Source organism: Janthinobacterium sp. LS2A (assembly GCF_036543145.1).
In the GTDB taxonomy this organism is placed as follows: domain Bacteria; phylum Pseudomonadota; class Gammaproteobacteria; order Burkholderiales; family Burkholderiaceae_D; genus Janthinobacterium; species Janthinobacterium aestuarii.
Window position 1 is genome coordinate 250,152 of sequence record NZ_JAZHPB010000002.1, and the last position, 15,270, is coordinate 265,421.

Here is a 15,270-nt window from a genome sequence, read left to right on the forward strand (position 1 = left end):
TTCAATACAGGCTGCCACCTGCCCCTGCATACTCGCGCATCGCCATTGCCGAAGCCGACTTATATGCAGGATTTCCTCTTCATCGCCGCCGCCCACTTTCTTTCCCTGCTGTCGCCCGGTCCCGATTTTTTCCTGATCGCGCGCACTTCGCTGGCCCATGGCTGGCGCGGCGCCGCCGGCACGTGCGTGGGCATTACGGTGGCCAATGCCGTGTTCATCGTGGCGGCGTTTGGCGGACTGTCGGTGCTGAAGGCGGGCAGTACGGCCTTCATGGTGGTGCGGCTGGCGGGATGCGCCTATCTGCTGTACCTGGGCTGGCTGTTCCTGCGCCATGCGGGCAAGAGCCGCCTGGAAGCCGCGCCCGCCACCGGCAAGGCGCGCTGGCGCGGCGGTGTCGTGATGGGGTTTGTCTCGGCCATCCTGAACCCGAAGAATGCGCTGTTCTACGTCAGCCTGGCCACCGTGCTGGCCGCCAGGCAAACGAGCCCCGCCGCGATGGCGGCGTATGGCGCGTGGATGGTCTTTGCCGTGCTGGCGTGGGATATGGCGGTGGCGCTGGCCATCGGCAGCAGCGTCCTGCGGCAGCGCTTTTCCCGCGCGCTGCCGTTGCTGGAACGGCTGTCGGGCGTGATGCTGATTGCGTTGGCGATAGGGCTACTGATTCAGGCCGGCAGCGGATCCAGGTAAAACACGGCATACACCTTCAAGGGCGTCGTTTCCGTCGCTTTTTCCGAGCGTACGACGGAGCAGTCGTCGGCGGCCAGGCTGCGCCAGTTCTGGATGCCGGCCTTGGCGAACATGGCATGCGCGGGCGCGTTCGCGGCCAGGTCCAGCACCAGGCAGGCGTTGCGCGGGCCGGCGCCGTAGTTGACGGCGCGGATCTCGATGCCGAACGTCGTCATCCATGGTTCCCACAGGCCTTTTTCCTTGCCGGCCGCCATGCGGTCGAGCATCTCGCCAAAGGTCAAACCTTTCTTGACAGTATCGCGCAATGCTTGCAGCGATGGCGCCAGGCGAGGATCGGGCTGCTTGTTGCCGGCGCGGATCTCGGCGATCGCCTTCAATTCCTTGATGATGGCCGCATCGCGCTCCGTGTAGTCGCGCATGCGTGCGTAAAACTCGGCGTCGAGGAAGGGATTGACGGTCAGCTTGGCGACGCCCTCTTCGCGGCGTTTTGGGGAAGGCGTGTTGGTTTTGGTCATGGCGGTAGAGGGCAAGAGAAACGATGAGGGGCGCCAGTTTAACATCATGGCGCATCGGCGGCGGCGTTAGCGCCGCTTTAATGTTGCGCCCGGCGGGTGCGGGGCGGCCACCGCGGTGCGCGCGACAGGCCGCATGAAGCCACGCCGTGGCCCGAACAGGAAGACGGCGCCCGCATACAGTCCCGCCAGGGGGAAGCGCACCTCCCTGAGCAACTGCTGGAAAATGGCGATCGACTGCGCGCGGGTGACGGGAATGTCGGCGCGCCACTGGCACAGCACGTCATGCACGAGGCTGGCGTGATAGGTCGCCGGTAAGCCCAGGTGCTGCGCGCCATCGGGCGTGCCCACATAAAACAGGCCGAGCACGCTGATACAGGGCGAACAGCCATCCCAGGCATAGCCGGCGCGGATGCGGATCGCCGATTCGCGGATGGTGACCCACTCGTTTTCAAACTCTATGCCGTCAAGCAAGGGCGAGCAATAGCCATAGTCGCTGTCCAGCGCATAGCGCCAGGCGTTGCCGGGCATGCCGAAATTCTTCGGCATCAGCGGCCTCCCTGCTGTGCTTGCTTGGCTCTCGTCTGCATGGCGTTGCCTTGATCATTATCAATATCAAGATTTAAACATACTCGGCAGAAAGAAGGGCAAGAAGGTGTCAGGCGCGTGGCGCGGCCGTCGATTCGCGCACCACCAGTTCGGGTTTCAGGCGCACGTCAAGCACCGGGGAATCGGGCGAGGCGATGGTTTGCAGGATCAGCCGGGCCGCTTCCGTGCCGATGCCGTGGTGGCGGATGCGGATGGTGGTGAGAGGCGGGCGGATCATGTCCATGTACGGCATATCGTTGTGGCCCACGACGGAAATATCTTCGGGGCAGCTCAAGCCCAGTTCGCGGATGGCGTCGTAGCAGCCGAGGGCCACCAGGTCGCTGCCCGTCACCACGGCCGTCGTTTGCGGCGACTGGCTCAGCAGTTCCAGCAGGGCCGCCTTGCCGCATTCGCGCGAATAGCCGCTGCTTTCAAACACGAACGCTTGCGAAGGAGCGAGTTCGCTGGCCTGGATGGCGGCCAGGAAACCGAGGCGGCGCACGTGGCCGGTGGACAAATTTTCCGGACCCGCGATGTGCGCGATGTGCCGGTGGCCCAGCGCCAGCAAGTGCTCGACGGCCAGGCGCATGCCGACCACGTCGTCGCTGACGACGCAGGACGCCACGCCGTTTTCATCGCTGCGGTTGACGGTCACGACAGGCACGTTCTGGTCGATGCACATCTTGATGACGGGATCGTCGCGGCGCGCCGTGGCCAGGATCAGGCCATCGACCTGCTGCCCCAGCAGGCGATTGATGACGAACAGCTGTTCTTCCTCGTCGGCGCCCACATTGGCGACGATGGCCAGGTAGCCATGTTTGCGCAAGCCTTCCTCGATGCCCAGCAGAATCGGCGGAAAAACCGCGTTGGTAATGTCGGGCAAGACCACGCCGATGATGCGCGACTTGCGCGTAACCAAGGTGGAGGCGGCGCGGTTGGGCCGGTAGCCGAGCCGGCCTGCCTCGGCCAGCACGCGCGCAGCCACCTCGGCGCTGACCATTTGCCGCGTTGCCGGGTTCATCACGCGCGATACGGTGGAAAAGTGTACGCCGCTGGCCCGCGCAACGTCACTTAAGGTGGGGTTCTTGTTTGTCATGGGCTTCCCGGATCGCAATACCGTGATTTTATCGCAAAAAATGCCCATTCCGTCAAAAACCGAGCAAACGCTTGCATTGAAATAATGCCGCTGGCCAAAGCGGTTTTGTTACGCTTAAGTACAATTCAGCCTTGACAGCGTGCAAACGCTTGCATACCATGGCTCGGACTTACCACTCGGGCCATGCATGCCCTTCCCAGAATTCCTATGTCTACTTCGCACAGCAAGCACGCCGAACAGAACGGCGAAACCTTCAACCTGAAAGAAGCCGCCCTCGCCTATCACGCGGAACCCCGCGCAGGCAAGATTTCCGTGACGCCCACCAAACCGCTGGGCGACGCCCGCGCCCTGACCCTGGCGTACTCGCCGGGCGTGGCGTTTGCCTGCGAAGCCATCGTGGAAGATCCGCGCACGGCCGGCATCTACACGTCGCGCAGCAACCTGGTGGCCGTGATCACCAACGGCACGGCCGTGCTGGGCCTGGGCGATATCGGTCCGCTGGCCAGCAAACCGGTCATGGAAGGCAAGGCTTGCCTGTTCAAGCAGTTCGCCGACGTTGATGTGTTCGACATCGAACTGGCCGAGAACGATCCCGACCTGTTCATCGACACCGTGGTGCGCATGGAGCCGACCTTCGGCGGCATCAACCTGGAAGACATCAAGGCGCCAGACTGCTTCTACATCGAACAGCAATTGCGCAAGCGCATGAACATTCCCGTCTTCCACGACGACCAGCACGGCACGGCCATCATCGTCGCGGCCGGCATCCTGAATGGCCTGGAACTGGTGGGCAAGGATATCGGCAACGTCAAGGTAGCCGTGTCGGGCGCGGGCGCGGCTTCGATCGCCTGCCTGGACCTGCTCGTCTCGCTGGGCCTGAACAAGTCGCTGCTGAAAGTGTGCGACAGCCAGGGCGTGATCTACCCGGGCCGCGATGCCAATATGGAAGAGAACAAGGCGCGCTACGCGAACGACACGAGCGACCGCGACCTGGCCGACGCCATGGCCGGCGCCGACATCTTCATCGGCGTCTCGAAGGGCGGCGTGGTCAGCGCGCAAATGGTCGAATCGATGGCCGCCAAGCCGTTGATCTTCGCCCTGGCCAATCCGCATCCGGAAATCGCGCCGGAAAAAGTGCATGCCGTGCGCGACGACGCCATCGTGGCCACGGGCCGCTCGGACTACCCGAACCAGATCAACAACGTGCTGTGCTTCCCGTACATCTTCCGCGGTGCGCTCGACGTGGGCGCCACCACCATCAACGAAGAAATGAAGCTGGCTTGCGTGCGCGCCATTGCCGCGCTGGCCAAGGAGCCGCTGCCGGGCCACGAGAGCAGCGCCCTGACGCCGCTGCAACTGATACCGTCGCCGTTCGACGAACGTCTGCGCAGCTGGGTCGCGCCTGCCGTATCGCAAGCGGCCATCGCCACCGGCGTCGCCACGCGCGTGCCAGCCACCGCCTGAGACGCATGACAGGCCTTGCGGCCTTGGCAAAATAACAGCAAGTTACCATTGCTTACAAAAAAACCATGGCTAAAAACCATGGTTTTTTTCATTCTTCCCCTTGAGACTGCTTAAATAGTTATCGAAGAGCAAATTCCCCCGTGGGCGTTTTTGCAGCCACCTTCGATTACAATGACGCCTACTTTATGTTGCTACAGTTGCCATAATGGCGACACGTGCGTTACCAAGGATATTATGCTCGGCCTGACCTCTGTTTGTGTTTTTCTCTTTTCGGCATTGGCGCTGGCTGTCAACAGCGGATATTCCCTTGGCGCGCTGGTGCTGCTGCTGGCCAGCAGCTGGCTGCTGTGGAAACGCCCCCGTCTGAACCTGCAGCGCCGCGATTATCTGCTGCTGGGCACACTGCTGCTGTACTTCGCCATCTTTACCGCCAATATGCTGTACCACAGCGATCCGGCACGCGAACTCGACATGCCATTGCGGGCATTGCTGGCGGTGCCCGTGCTGCTGCTGCTGCTCGCCTATCCGCCGCGGCCGGCGGCCTGGTGGAGTGGTGTCGCCATTGGCGCAATCGGCGGTGCCGCACTGGCGTTTTGGCAACTCACCGTATTGAATCTGGAACGCCCCCAGGCGGCAACAAGCAACGCCATCCATTACGGCAATGTGAGCATGTTGCTGGGCATGCTATCGCTGTGCGGCCTGGTCTGGGCCCGCGAACAACGCTACTGCGCGGCATGGTCAACACTCTTGCTAGCCGGCGGCCTGGCCGGCATCCTCGGCTCTGTCATCAGCGGCAGCCGCAGCGGCTGGCTGGCCTTGCCTGTTTGCGCTGGCATCATCGCCCTGCATTACGCGAAAAGAGATGGCAAACGCTATATTGCCAGCGCCGCCATCGCGATCATCGCCCTGGGTGCAGTCAGTTATTCCTTGCCTGATTCTCAGATACGCAAGCGCATGCATGCCGCTGTCGAGGAGACCCAGAATTTTGAACATGGCGCCGATCTCAAATGGTCATCCGTCGGACAGCGCCTGGAAATGTGGCGCACTGCCTTGCTTATATCCCGCGACCATTTGATGGTAGGCATCGGCCGTACCGGTTATCTGGAAGCGAAGCGCGTACTGGTGGCGGAAGGCAAGATGAGCAATATCATCAGCGACTACACGAATGCGCATAACGACTATCTCGACACGCTGGTCAAACGCGGCATCACTGGCGTACTGGCACTGCTGGCCCTGTTCCTGGTACCGCTGGTACTCTTCACCCGCATCTTACGGCGCGGTAGCGCTGCGGCGCAGCCCTATGCGCTGGCCGGCGTGGTGCTGTGCACTTGCTATATGATTTTCGGTCTGACGACGAGCTCGCTTACCCTGAATATCGGCATCATCATGCTGGTCTTTCCGATGGTGATACTGTGGGCCATATTGCGCCAGCAAGAGCGCACTGCTTGAGCTTGTTTTCCGCCTGACCGTTTTTGCTGTCCCTGCAAGGAACCATATCGATGCTGACGCCCGACCTGAAGCGCCTCACCGCGCTGCACGCGCCCTATAAGAAACATCTGGCCCTGGCCCTGCTGGCGATGGTCGTCACGGCGGCCACGGAGCCGCTGCTGCCGTATGCGCTCAAGTTGCTACTCGACAATGGTTTTGGCGGCAAGGTGAGTTTTTCCTTCTGGCTCGTGCCGCTGATCGTCATCGGCATCTTTGCCATGCGCGGCGCCTCGACGTTTGCCAGCAGCTACCTGATGAGCTATGTCTCCACGCGCATCCTCAACGAATTGCGGCGCAGGATGTTTGCCAGCATGCTGAACTTGCCCATCGACTTCTACAACACGCACACGGTGGGCAAAGTCATCAACTCCATCATGTTTGAAGTGCAGCAGATTATCGAAATGGTGACCAAGGTATTTACCTCGATCGTGCGCTCCTCGCTCACGGTGCTGGGCCTACTGGCATGGCTGCTGTACCTGAACTGGGTGCTGACCCTGGTGACCCTGGTGCTGCTGCCCCTGCTGACCATCGTCGTGCGCACCACGGGCAAGCGCCTGAAAAAACTCAACCGCGACTCGCTGGCCGTCAATGCCGAGCTGACCCAGGTCATCGAGGAAACCACGCGCGCCCAGCAAGTGATCAAGATCTTCGGCGGCCAGAACTACGAGAAAGCCCGCTTCGAAGAGCGCGCCGAACAATTGCGCCGCTACAGCATGCGCATGACGACGACCTTTTCCGCCACCGTGCCCATCACGCAGGTAATCACGGCCGCGGCCGTGGCCCTGGTCATCGTGATGGCACTGTTCCAGTCGGAACAGGGGCAGATCACGGTCGGCGGCTTCGTTTCCTTCATCACGGCCATGCTGATGCTGCTGACGCCCTTGAAGCAGCTGGCCGAAGTCAACGGCCCCCTGCAGCGCGGCATGGCCGCCGCCGAGGAAGTCTTCCAGCTGATCGACAAGACACCGGAACGCACGGGCGGCAAGCCGCTCGCTGGCCGCAGCAACGGCCGCATCGAGTTCAAGGACGTGAGCTTCGCTTACCCCGGACATCCGGAGCCGGCCCTGCAACACATTGACCTGAGTATCGCGCCCGGACAAACGGTCGCCTTTGTGGGCATGTCCGGCGGCGGCAAATCCACCCTGGTCAGCCTCCTGCCCGGCTTTTACTCGGCCAGCAGCGGTGAAATCTTGCTCGATGGACAGAATATCGATGCCATCGCCCTGACCAGCCTGCGCAGCCAGATCGCCATGGTCAGCCAGCAGGTGGTGTTGTTCGACGATACCCTGGCCGCCAACATCGCGTATGGCGATGCGGCCCCGGACCGCCAGCGCGTCGAAGCGGCCGCAGCAGCCGCCTTCCTGTCGGACGTCATCGACGGTTTGCCCGACGGCCTGGAAACGCGCCTGGGCGATAACGGTTCGCGCCTGTCCGGCGGGCAGCGCCAGCGCGTGGCCATCGCCCGCGCGATCTACAAGGATGCGCCCATCCTGATCCTCGATGAAGCCACCTCGGCACTGGATACGGAGGCGGAACGGGCCGTGCAAGCGGCACTGGAGCACCTGATGCAAGGAAAAACCACCTTAGTTATTGCTCATAGGCTATCAACAATTGAACGTGCGGACCGTATCGTGGTATTGTCACATGGGAAAATAATGGAAACCGGCAGTCACCAGCAATTATTGGATGCCAACGGCGCGTATGCCAATCTGCATCGCCTGCAATTTTCCCAGCAAGTGGTATGACACCATCGAATGAATACCTGAAATCGTACTGATACATGACGCCTTTGATTCCCGCCGAACTTCTACAAAAGTCGGAAAAAATTCTGTTCATCGCCCATCTGGCGCTGGGAGACTTTACCTACCTGCAAAACGGTTTCCGCGCCTTTGCCGCGGCTTACCCGCATATCCAGATCCATCTGTGGGTCGACGAAGTACGCCGCACGTCCGACGCCAAACAATGGGAAAGCTTGCGCACCTATTCGCTGTACGACTGGGTCGAACAGTCGGGCCTGTTTTCCAAGGTGTACCGCAAGACCTACAGCCCGGCGCTATACGAAGAGTCACTGCGCGAAGCCAAGGCAGAGCACTATCCTGTGGTCGTGTCGCTGGCCCACGTACGGCCGCAGCAATATGCGGACCTTGCCCGCGCGATCAGCCCGCACGGGCTCGTGATCGGTACGCGCAAGCCGTTCAGTCCGCTTCGCCCCTGGCATTATCTGGCCTACCGCAAGATCGATGCCGTGCTGGCCTCGTATGCGGGACAGGATGCCGGCGAGCACCATATCAGCAGCGTGTATGCGGACTGGTTCCATCAATTGACGGGACTCGACATTCCCGTGGCCGAACGCTATCCCTTCGTGCACATTCCCGAGCACGCATTGCAGCAGGCGCAGGAGCAACTGGCCGCCTGGGGCTTTGCCCCTCGCCAGGGTCCGCTCGTGCTCTTGAATCCGTTTGCCAAGTCGCACAAGCGCGGCTGGCCGCTGGAGCGCATTGCCGAGCTGATCGCGCGCATGCAGGCGATGCCGAAATGGCAGCATGCGTGCTTCCTGATCAATGCCATGCCGCAGGAACTGGCCAAGGTAAATGCCGTCGTGCAAACGCACAACTTGCCACGCACGCAAGCCTTCAGTGCGGTCGACAACTTTTTCCAGCTGCCGGCCATGCTGGCGCAATGCGACCTGATTATTTCAGTGGAAACATCGATCATGCATCTGGCGAACGCCGTGCATGTGCCCGTGGTGGCATTGATGCGCAAGAAGAATCCGGAATGGGCGCCTTTCGACAGCGCCAACAGCACCGTCATCACGGTGGCGCGGCGCAGCGACTGGGTCAAGGCGATTTCAAGCGATCAGGTATTGCAGACCATCGCCTAGAGAACGCTTCAGTTGCTAACCAGTACCCAGCATGCTGATGCGCACCAGGTCGGCCACATTATCGACGCCCAGCTTGTCCATCAGGCGCGCCTTGTGCACTTCCACGGTACGCACGGAAATCCCCAGCGCCGGGGCGATATCGCGGTTGTGCTGGCCCGTTACCACCAGTTGCATCACTTCGCGCTCGCGCGGCGTCAAGGCGCGCAGCAAGGCCAGCCCGTCCACCTGGCGCTGCAACTGGCCGCGCGCATGCGCCTCGTGCGAAAACGCTTCATCGATAGCGGCCAGCAGCTTGTCGTGATCAAATGGTTTTTCCAGGAAATCGCTGGCTTGCGCCTTGAAGGCCTGGCGTGCCAGCGCCACGTCGCCGTGCCCCGTGATGATGATGATGGGCAGCAGGCATCTGCGCTCCAGCAAGCGGCGCTGCAGGCTCAGGCCATCCATGCCCGACATGCGGATATCGATCAGCAGACAGCCGGCCCACTCGGGCCGCCAGCTGTGCAGGAAATCCTCGCCGCAGGAAAACAGGGCCGTGCGGTAGCCGCGTATGCCCAACAGCAAACCCAGCGCATCGCGCACGGCGGGATCGTCGTCCACGATAAACACCGTCAAATTACTTGTCACCATACTCTCCCGTAGCGCCTGCACCGGCGTGTGCCAGGGGCAGGATAAAACGAAACATGCCATGCTTGCCCACTTCGGCCCAGAGCTGGCCGCCATGCGCTTCGACGATGCTGCGGCTGAGCACCAGGCCCAGCCCCAGGCCGCTGGCCTTGGTCGAGACGAACGGTTCGAACAGGCGCGCGGCCAGGCTGTTGGAAATGCCGGGCCCGCTATCTTTCACGGACAGGCGCAGCCGCCCGCCCTCTAGCGGCTCGGCCGAGACCGTGATCCGGCGCTGGCCGCGCGGCTGGCCCATCACCGCATCCTGTGCATTGGCCAGCAGGTTACGCAATACCAGTTCGATTTGCAGGCGGTCCGCGTTGACGGCCAGCGGCGACGGCGGCGCCAGCGCCAGCTCGATGCCATGCTCATGAAACAGCGGCGTGAACTGGCGTGCCAGGCCCTCGATCAGCTCACTCGCCCGCACCGCCTCGAGCTGCATCGCGCCCGTGCGGAAAAAGTCGCGCAGGCGGCGCACCACGTCCGCGGCGCGTCCCGATTCGACGATCATGTGCCCGATGGCGCCTTGCAGCAAGACGCCGCTCTCGCCCCGTTCCAGCAGGTATTCACACGCCTTGCCATAGGTCGACAAGGCCGTCAGCGGCTGGTTCAGCTCGTGCGCCAGGGCGGCCGCCATTTCGCCGGCGGCAGCCAGGCGCAGCGTGTGTTTCAGTTCGTCGGCCACTTGCCGCATTTCATCGACGACGATACCGATAAAAAAGCCCACCAGCGCCAGCACGGCGTCGAGCAACTGCAATTCATAAAACTGGATATCGACGGCATGCGTCCATTTCACCAGGGTGATGATGCATAGCTGCAATACAAACACGGCCAGCATGGCGCCGTGCAAGCCCTGGCGCGATGCGGCCCAGATGACGGGAAGAAACAGGAAGTAGAAATGCTTGTATTCGGAACGCACGATGGAACCGAAGAGGCTCCACAGCACGAAGCTGGCCAGGGCCAGGTAGGCCAGGGTTTCCCAGCGCCAGACGGCGGCATGCAGGCGCTCGCGCCCGCGCTCACTGAACAGCACCCAGATCAGCGGCATCGACACCAGCATGCCGACCGTGTCGCCAATGCCGAAACGCCAGACGGCCGTGCCCCATTCGCCGGCCGGTATGCGCCCCGTGAGCGACAGCAAGGAAATGTAGCCGAGCGCATTGAGCGCGGTGCCCAGCAGCACGATGAGAACCCAGGCGCTCAGGCGGCGCCGGTTGTCAAAGATGTCGCTGCTGCTGAAACTGCGGCGCAGGACTGCGCCGATACCGCCATAGCCGAGCACCAGCCACGCCGAACAGAGCAGGGTCAGGGGCAGGCCTGCCGGCATGCCGCGCACCAGCACCTCGCCGGCCACCAGGGCGATGAACCATGGCAGCGCCGCCTTGCGACCATGGATCAGCCAAAATACGAGGCCCAGCGCCGGGTCGGGATTCCACGGGGTGATGTTCAGCCCGTACATCGGGTCGATATACGTGGCCCAGTCGAACAGCAGATACAGTCCGACAAAGGCGGGATACGGCAGGTAGCGGGACAGGAATGGACGCATAACGGTGTTTTTTTAACTGTCCCGCATTATGCATCGCAAGCGTGCGCCACGCCATGTCATCTTGCGTTATATGCACATGAAATAATTTTCATGCAATACGACGAGACCTACCGACGCAGTCAGGCTATGGCCAAGGGCAAGCGCACCTCCACCAGCAAGCCCAGGCCACCGTTACCGCTGTGTAGCTGAATCGTACCGCCATGCTGGCGCACGACGGAAGCGACGATGGACAAGCCCAGGCCACTGCCAGGCTGCGCCTGCTGCGGCGCGCGGAAAAAGCGGTCGAACACGCGCTCATACAGCGCCGGCGCGATGCCCGGTCCCTGGTCGGCCACATGCAACACGGCCTGGCCCCGCTCCGCATGCAGCGACACCGTCACGCTGCTGCCGCGCGGGCTGTACTTGATGGCGTTTTCCACCAGGTTGTCGATCAGCGAAACGAGGCTCTCGCGCTGTCCTGGCACGCTGAGCGAGACGCTGGCTTGCAACTCAAGCTCGATATCGCCCGCCTGGGCCAGTCCGGACAGGGCCGCCAGGCGGTCTTGCAGCAAGGTATCGAGCGCCTGCCGCCGCGGCAACTCGCCCGCGCCCGCCTGCACTTCGCTGCGCGTCAGCTGCAGCAGCTGGCCCACCAGGCGCGCGGCCCGGTTGCCGCTATTCAAGATACCGTCCAGCAGCTCTTGCTGGCGCGCATCATGTACCTGGCCCTGCAAGGCCTCGACATTCACGCGCATGGCAGCCAGAGGCGTGCGCAGCTCATGCGTGGCATCGGCGATGAAGCTGCGTTCGCGCGCGGCGCTGGCGTCGACCCGCTGCAGCAGTGCATTGATATTGTCGACCAGTGCCGCCAGTTCGCCATGCGGCGGCTTGAACGCCAGCGGCCGCAAATCCTGCGGCCCGCGCGCCGCCACCTCCTGCGCCAGCTTGCGCCACGGTCGCATGGCAAGGCGGATCGAGAGCCAGGCCGGCACCAGCAGGAACGGCAGACTGATCAGCAACGGCAGCAGGTAGTAACCGCGTGAATTGATCGTGATGAACAATTGCCATGCGCCTCCCGCTTCCAGCACCGTCACGCGCGTGTTGCCCTCGGCCAGGCTGCGGCTGCGCCAGGCCTGGCCCTTGATGTACACCACTTCCATCTGCTCCGGGCCGGCGCTGCGGATACCGCTGGGCGCATCGGGCGACTTGTAGACCAGCTTGCCTTCGCGCCAGACCAGGATGCGCGGCGCCAGTTCCGGCACCTGTCCCGTTTCAAACTCTTCGCGCAAGGCTTCGTCGATGGCGCGCAAGCTTTGTTCCTGGCGCTGCGGCTGCTCGGCCAGGTTATCGGCCACGCTGATAATGGCGTGCAGGACGCCGCGGCTCACATTGCTCGCTTCGTCCGCCCCCTCGACCATCACATACGCCACGGCCAGGCTCCACACCATGGTCAGCATCAGCATTTGCGCCATCATCAGGCGGCGCACCAGGGTAGGCCGGCGCAGCATGGCCCAGAAACGCCCCATCATGCGCCAGCACCTGGCGCGGTGGAAGGTTCGCCCTGCTGGTCGATGACATAACCGACGCCGCGCACGGTACGGATATACCCTTCGCCTATCTTGCGGCGCAGGTTGCCCATGTGCACATCGAGGGTATTGCTGGCATTGGCCAGCCCGCCGGGCAGGATATGTTCTTCCAGCACGCGGCGCGTGATGACCCGGTTGGCGCGCATCAGCAAGGTCTTCAGCAGCGCATATTCACTGGCGGTAAGTTCCACAGGCCGGCCATGCACGCTGACACGGCGCGTGGGTACCTGCAGCAGCAGGCCGCGCAACTCAATGGTGTCGCCGTCAAAGCCATAGCTGCGGCGCGCCAGCGCGCGCACGCGCGACAGCAGCTCGGCCAGCACGAAGGGCTTGACCAGGTAATCGTCGGCGCCGCCGTCGAGGCCGCGCAAGCGCTGTTCCAGCGTGTCGCGGGCGCTGAGGATCAGCACGGGCAGGCGAGCCGCGCGCAGCCGGGCCAGCAAATCGAGGCCATCGCCATCGGGCAAGCCCAGGTCCAGCAGCACCAGCTCGCAACTGTCGTGCTCGATGCTGCGCGCCGCATCCTCGAGGCTGCGCACCCAGACCACTTGCATGCCCTGGTCGCGCAAGGCGATCCGCACGCCGTTGCCCAGGTCCATATCGTCTTCAATCAGCAGTATCTTCATGGTCAGTATTAAACCACCGCAAGCTGAAGAAAGGGTAAAGACGCGCTCTTCATGCAATCTTAATAAAAGGCTCATTTTTCCTTCATGGCAAGGACAGATACTGTCCGCAGTCAATCGAGCCACTCCGGCCTCGGTTCTCCACCTGACGGAAAACTCCATGCACGCATCTACAACCTTGTTGACCTCGCTGGCGCTGGCCTGCGGCCTGAGCTTGAATCCCCTGGCTGCCGCGGCGGCCGAACCGGCTGCGGAAAATGTCTTCACCATCGGCGGCGGTGTCGCCGCCGTGTCCAGCTATTCCGGCGCCGACAAGCTGTCGGCCTCGCCGCTGATCATTCTCGATTACGCCATGGCCAATGGCCTGTTCTTCAGCACGTCGCGCGGCATCGGCTATGGCGGCCAGGCAGGCCCCCTCAGCTACAGCGCGGCGCTGGGCTACCGCGGCAACCGCGAAGACCACAAACGCAATGGCGCCAACGGCTGGGGCGGCAGCGATTATCTGAAGGGCATGGGCGAAGTCAAGGGCAACGCCAGCGCCCTGCTCAGCGTGGGCTATTCGCCATTGCCGGGCCTGTCGCTGAGCGTGTCGAGCGACATTCCCCTGTCGAACCGCGAAAACGGTGCAAACGTGCATTTCGAAGCGACGGGCCAGGTCTACGGCAGGTCCGATGCCAAGGGCGTGCAGAAGGATAGCGTGACCATCGGCGGCCAGTTGGCCTGGGGCGAGCGCAAATACGTGCAGACCATGTATGGCGTCACGGCCACCCAGGCCGCGAACACCTCGTTCAAGCAATATACGCCCAAGGCCGGTTTCTATGAAGCGCAAGCCACCGTCAACTGGGAGCACCGCTTCGATGCGCGCTGGGGCATCAATACCCTGGTCGGCGTCGAGAGCCGCCTGGGCGACGCGGCCAAGAGCCCCATCGTGCAGCGCAAGACCTCGCCAATCGGCGCCGTGTATGTCACCTACCGCTATTAAAACAGGGCTGGCATAAGGGGAACCCGTACGCTGTTTCGCCAATTTACAGGAGGAGATGGCGTGCATAAGATGACATGGTTTTCCGACCATGACCATCCCTCCCATGCATGCGGCACGCCTTGCCTTGCCTTGCCTTGTAACTCCACGCCACGATGATGCCAACTATTACCCTGTCTGACGGCTTGATGGCGATGCCGAGTGGCATGCGCCGCTGGCGCGAACTGCTCAAGCTGCATCTGCGCGCCCGCGTGCAACAGCGCCAGACCCGCCGCTGGCTACAACTGCTGAACTCGCATCCGGTGTTTCATGATCTGGTGCAAGCCTATCCGCACATGATCCACAAGGTCTACCGCCCGTACCTGAGCCTGACCTTGAATTGCCAGCAGCGCGTGGAGTTGCTGGCCGAGCACTACCATTTCATCTTGCAGCAGGGCTGGGGCAAGCTGATGAGCCAAGCGGCGCACGGACCCGTACGCCTGGGCACGGTGGCGGGCAAGTCGGGCGCGCCCTACCATTTGCAACTGTGTTCGCTGCATCCGATGGACCGCGAAGGCGAGATGGTGCTGCAATTGATGGATGACGACGATGTGCTCTATTCGATCGCCTTTTCCTTCTTCGGCAGCCAGCTGCGCGCCACCCTGGGCATGCGCATCGGCTGCCTGCAAGGCCCGAAGGGCGAGGATAGCGCGCACCGCGTGCGCGAGGCAACGCGCGACTTGCACGGCATGCGCCCCAAGACCCTGATGGTGCGCCTGGTGCGCCAGCTGGGATACGAACACGGCTGCCGCAAGATGCTGCTTGTCGGCAATATCAACCGCGCCGTGCACCACTCCGCCAAGAAGGGCCGTTTGTTCGCCGACTACAATGCGCTATGGCAAGAACTGGGCGCGCAAGCGCGCCAGGATGGCGATTTTGAGTTGGCGTGCGAAAATCTGCCCTTGCCGGCTCTGCAGGAAATCCCTTCCAAAAAACGCTCGGAAGCACGCAAGCGCCACGAACTGACACTGGCCATGATCGCCTGCCTGCGCAGCGGCCTCGACGCCCAAAGCAGCCCGCCGCAAGCCGCCACCGCAGGTGCTGCGGCCGCCGCCGGCGGGGTGCGGCAATCGGCCATGCTCGGCGAAGACGACGACTACGCTTCCGCCATCGCCTGAGCACCGCCCCTCCTGCGGCAC

General features: G+C 62.6%; 13 protein-coding genes and 1 pseudogene. 7 read left to right on the plus strand and 7 right to left on the minus strand.

Features of this window, described 5'->3' with window-relative positions:
- Positions 1 to 63: 63 nt before the first annotated feature.
- Positions 64 to 687, plus strand: a complete 624-nt coding sequence (locus V3C40_RS06930) for a LysE family translocator (protein WP_331776983.1) — start codon at positions 64 to 66, stop codon at positions 685 to 687.
- On the opposite strand, the gene V3C40_RS06935 is transcribed toward V3C40_RS06930, so the two are convergent.
- The 3 genes from V3C40_RS06935 to V3C40_RS06945 form a co-directional block, all read right to left on the minus strand.
- A complete protein-coding gene (locus V3C40_RS06935) occupies positions 663 to 1,202 on the minus strand; it encodes a hypothetical protein (protein WP_230518487.1) in 540 nt (179 codons plus the stop codon). The two genes, V3C40_RS06930 and V3C40_RS06935, sit on opposite strands and share 25 nt — an antisense overlap.
- A gap of 66 nt (positions 1,203 to 1,268) precedes the next feature.
- Entirely contained in the window at positions 1,269 to 1,748 is a 480-nt protein-coding gene (locus V3C40_RS06940) for a hypothetical protein (RefSeq protein WP_051990820.1), read from the minus strand.
- Positions 1,749 to 1,857: 109 nt separating this feature from the next.
- The gene (locus V3C40_RS06945) at positions 1,858 to 2,883 is read right to left on the minus strand and encodes a LacI family DNA-binding transcriptional regulator (RefSeq protein ID WP_051990818.1); all 1,026 of its coding nucleotides are present in this window, start codon (positions 2,881 to 2,883) and stop codon (positions 1,858 to 1,860) included.
- A gap of 207 nt (positions 2,884 to 3,090) precedes the next feature.
- Here V3C40_RS06945 and V3C40_RS06950 point away from each other — a divergent pair.
- The 4 genes and pseudogenes from V3C40_RS06950 to V3C40_RS06965 form a co-directional block, all read left to right on the plus strand.
- A pseudogene (locus tag V3C40_RS06950) lies at positions 3,091 to 4,329 on the plus strand (malic enzyme-like NAD(P)-binding protein); the annotation flags it as partial.
- Positions 4,330 to 4,581: 252 nt separating this feature from the next.
- On the plus strand, positions 4,582 to 5,796 hold the full coding sequence (locus V3C40_RS06955; protein WP_331776984.1) for an O-antigen ligase family protein: 1,215 nt from the start codon (positions 4,582 to 4,584) through the stop codon (positions 5,794 to 5,796).
- 50 nt (positions 5,797 to 5,846) lie between these two features.
- The gene (gene msbA, locus V3C40_RS06960; protein WP_331776985.1) at positions 5,847 to 7,580 is read left to right on the plus strand and encodes a lipid A export permease/ATP-binding protein MsbA; all 1,734 of its coding nucleotides are present in this window, start codon (positions 5,847 to 5,849) and stop codon (positions 7,578 to 7,580) included.
- A 35-nt stretch (positions 7,581 to 7,615) separates the two neighbouring features.
- A complete protein-coding gene (locus V3C40_RS06965) occupies positions 7,616 to 8,716 on the plus strand; it encodes a glycosyltransferase family 9 protein (RefSeq protein ID WP_331776986.1) in 1,101 nt (366 codons plus the stop codon).
- Positions 8,717 to 8,731: 15 nt separating this feature from the next.
- On the opposite strand, the gene V3C40_RS06970 is transcribed toward V3C40_RS06965, so the two are convergent.
- The 4 genes from V3C40_RS06970 to V3C40_RS06985 form a co-directional block, all read right to left on the minus strand.
- Positions 8,732 to 9,343: a response regulator transcription factor gene (locus V3C40_RS06970; RefSeq protein WP_034747069.1), complete on the minus strand. Its 612-nt coding sequence runs from the start codon at positions 9,341 to 9,343 to the stop codon at positions 8,732 to 8,734.
- Entirely contained in the window at positions 9,330 to 10,925 is a 1,596-nt protein-coding gene (locus V3C40_RS06975; protein WP_331776987.1) for an ATP-binding protein, read from the minus strand. The genes V3C40_RS06970 and V3C40_RS06975 overlap by 14 nt, the downstream gene beginning before the upstream one ends.
- A 119-nt stretch (positions 10,926 to 11,044) precedes the next feature.
- Entirely contained in the window at positions 11,045 to 12,433 is a 1,389-nt protein-coding gene (locus tag V3C40_RS06980) for an ATP-binding protein (protein ID WP_331776988.1), read from the minus strand.
- Positions 12,430 to 13,116: a response regulator gene (locus V3C40_RS06985; RefSeq protein ID WP_034747063.1), complete on the minus strand. Its 687-nt coding sequence runs from the start codon at positions 13,114 to 13,116 to the stop codon at positions 12,430 to 12,432. Before V3C40_RS06985 ends, V3C40_RS06980 begins: the two co-directional genes overlap by 4 nt.
- Positions 13,117 to 13,273: 157 nt before the next feature.
- Between V3C40_RS06985 and V3C40_RS06990 the strand changes: the two genes are divergently transcribed.
- Complete coding sequence (locus tag V3C40_RS06990) at positions 13,274 to 14,095, plus strand: MipA/OmpV family protein (RefSeq protein ID WP_331776989.1); 822 nt, start codon at positions 13,274 to 13,276, stop codon at positions 14,093 to 14,095.
- 152 nt (positions 14,096 to 14,247) lie between these two features.
- Complete coding sequence (locus tag V3C40_RS06995) at positions 14,248 to 15,249, plus strand: VirK/YbjX family protein (protein WP_331776990.1); 1,002 nt, start codon at positions 14,248 to 14,250, stop codon at positions 15,247 to 15,249.
- Positions 15,250 to 15,270 lie beyond the last annotated feature (21 nt).

Bases quoted from the DNA above. Each gene is read 5' to 3' on its own strand.
- V3C40_RS06930 (WP_331776983.1), top strand. From the start codon at position 64: ATGCAGGATTTCCTCTTCATCGCCGCCGCCCACTTTCTTTCCCTGCTG.
- V3C40_RS06935 (WP_230518487.1), bottom strand. From the start codon at position 1,202: ATGACCAAAACCAACACGCCTTCCCCAAAACGCCGCGAAGAGGGCGTC.
- V3C40_RS06940 (WP_051990820.1), bottom strand. From the start codon at position 1,748: ATGCCGAAGAATTTCGGCATGCCCGGCAACGCCTGGCGCTATGCGCTG.
- V3C40_RS06945 (WP_051990818.1), bottom strand. From the start codon at position 2,883: ATGACAAACAAGAACCCCACCTTAAGTGACGTTGCGCGGGCCAGCGGC.
- V3C40_RS06955 (WP_331776984.1), top strand. From the start codon at position 4,582: ATGCTCGGCCTGACCTCTGTTTGTGTTTTTCTCTTTTCGGCATTGGCG.
- msbA (WP_331776985.1), top strand. From the start codon at position 5,847: ATGCTGACGCCCGACCTGAAGCGCCTCACCGCGCTGCACGCGCCCTAT.
- V3C40_RS06965 (WP_331776986.1), top strand. From the start codon at position 7,616: ATGACGCCTTTGATTCCCGCCGAACTTCTACAAAAGTCGGAAAAAATT.
- V3C40_RS06970 (WP_034747069.1), bottom strand. From the start codon at position 9,343: ATGGTGACAAGTAATTTGACGGTGTTTATCGTGGACGACGATCCCGCC.
- V3C40_RS06975 (WP_331776987.1), bottom strand. From the start codon at position 10,925: ATGCGTCCATTCCTGTCCCGCTACCTGCCGTATCCCGCCTTTGTCGGA.
- V3C40_RS06980 (WP_331776988.1), bottom strand. From the start codon at position 12,433: ATGATGGGGCGTTTCTGGGCCATGCTGCGCCGGCCTACCCTGGTGCGC.
- V3C40_RS06985 (WP_034747063.1), bottom strand. From the start codon at position 13,116: ATGAAGATACTGCTGATTGAAGACGATATGGACCTGGGCAACGGCGTG.
- V3C40_RS06990 (WP_331776989.1), top strand. From the start codon at position 13,274: ATGCACGCATCTACAACCTTGTTGACCTCGCTGGCGCTGGCCTGCGGC.
- V3C40_RS06995 (WP_331776990.1), top strand. From the start codon at position 14,248: ATGATGCCAACTATTACCCTGTCTGACGGCTTGATGGCGATGCCGAGT.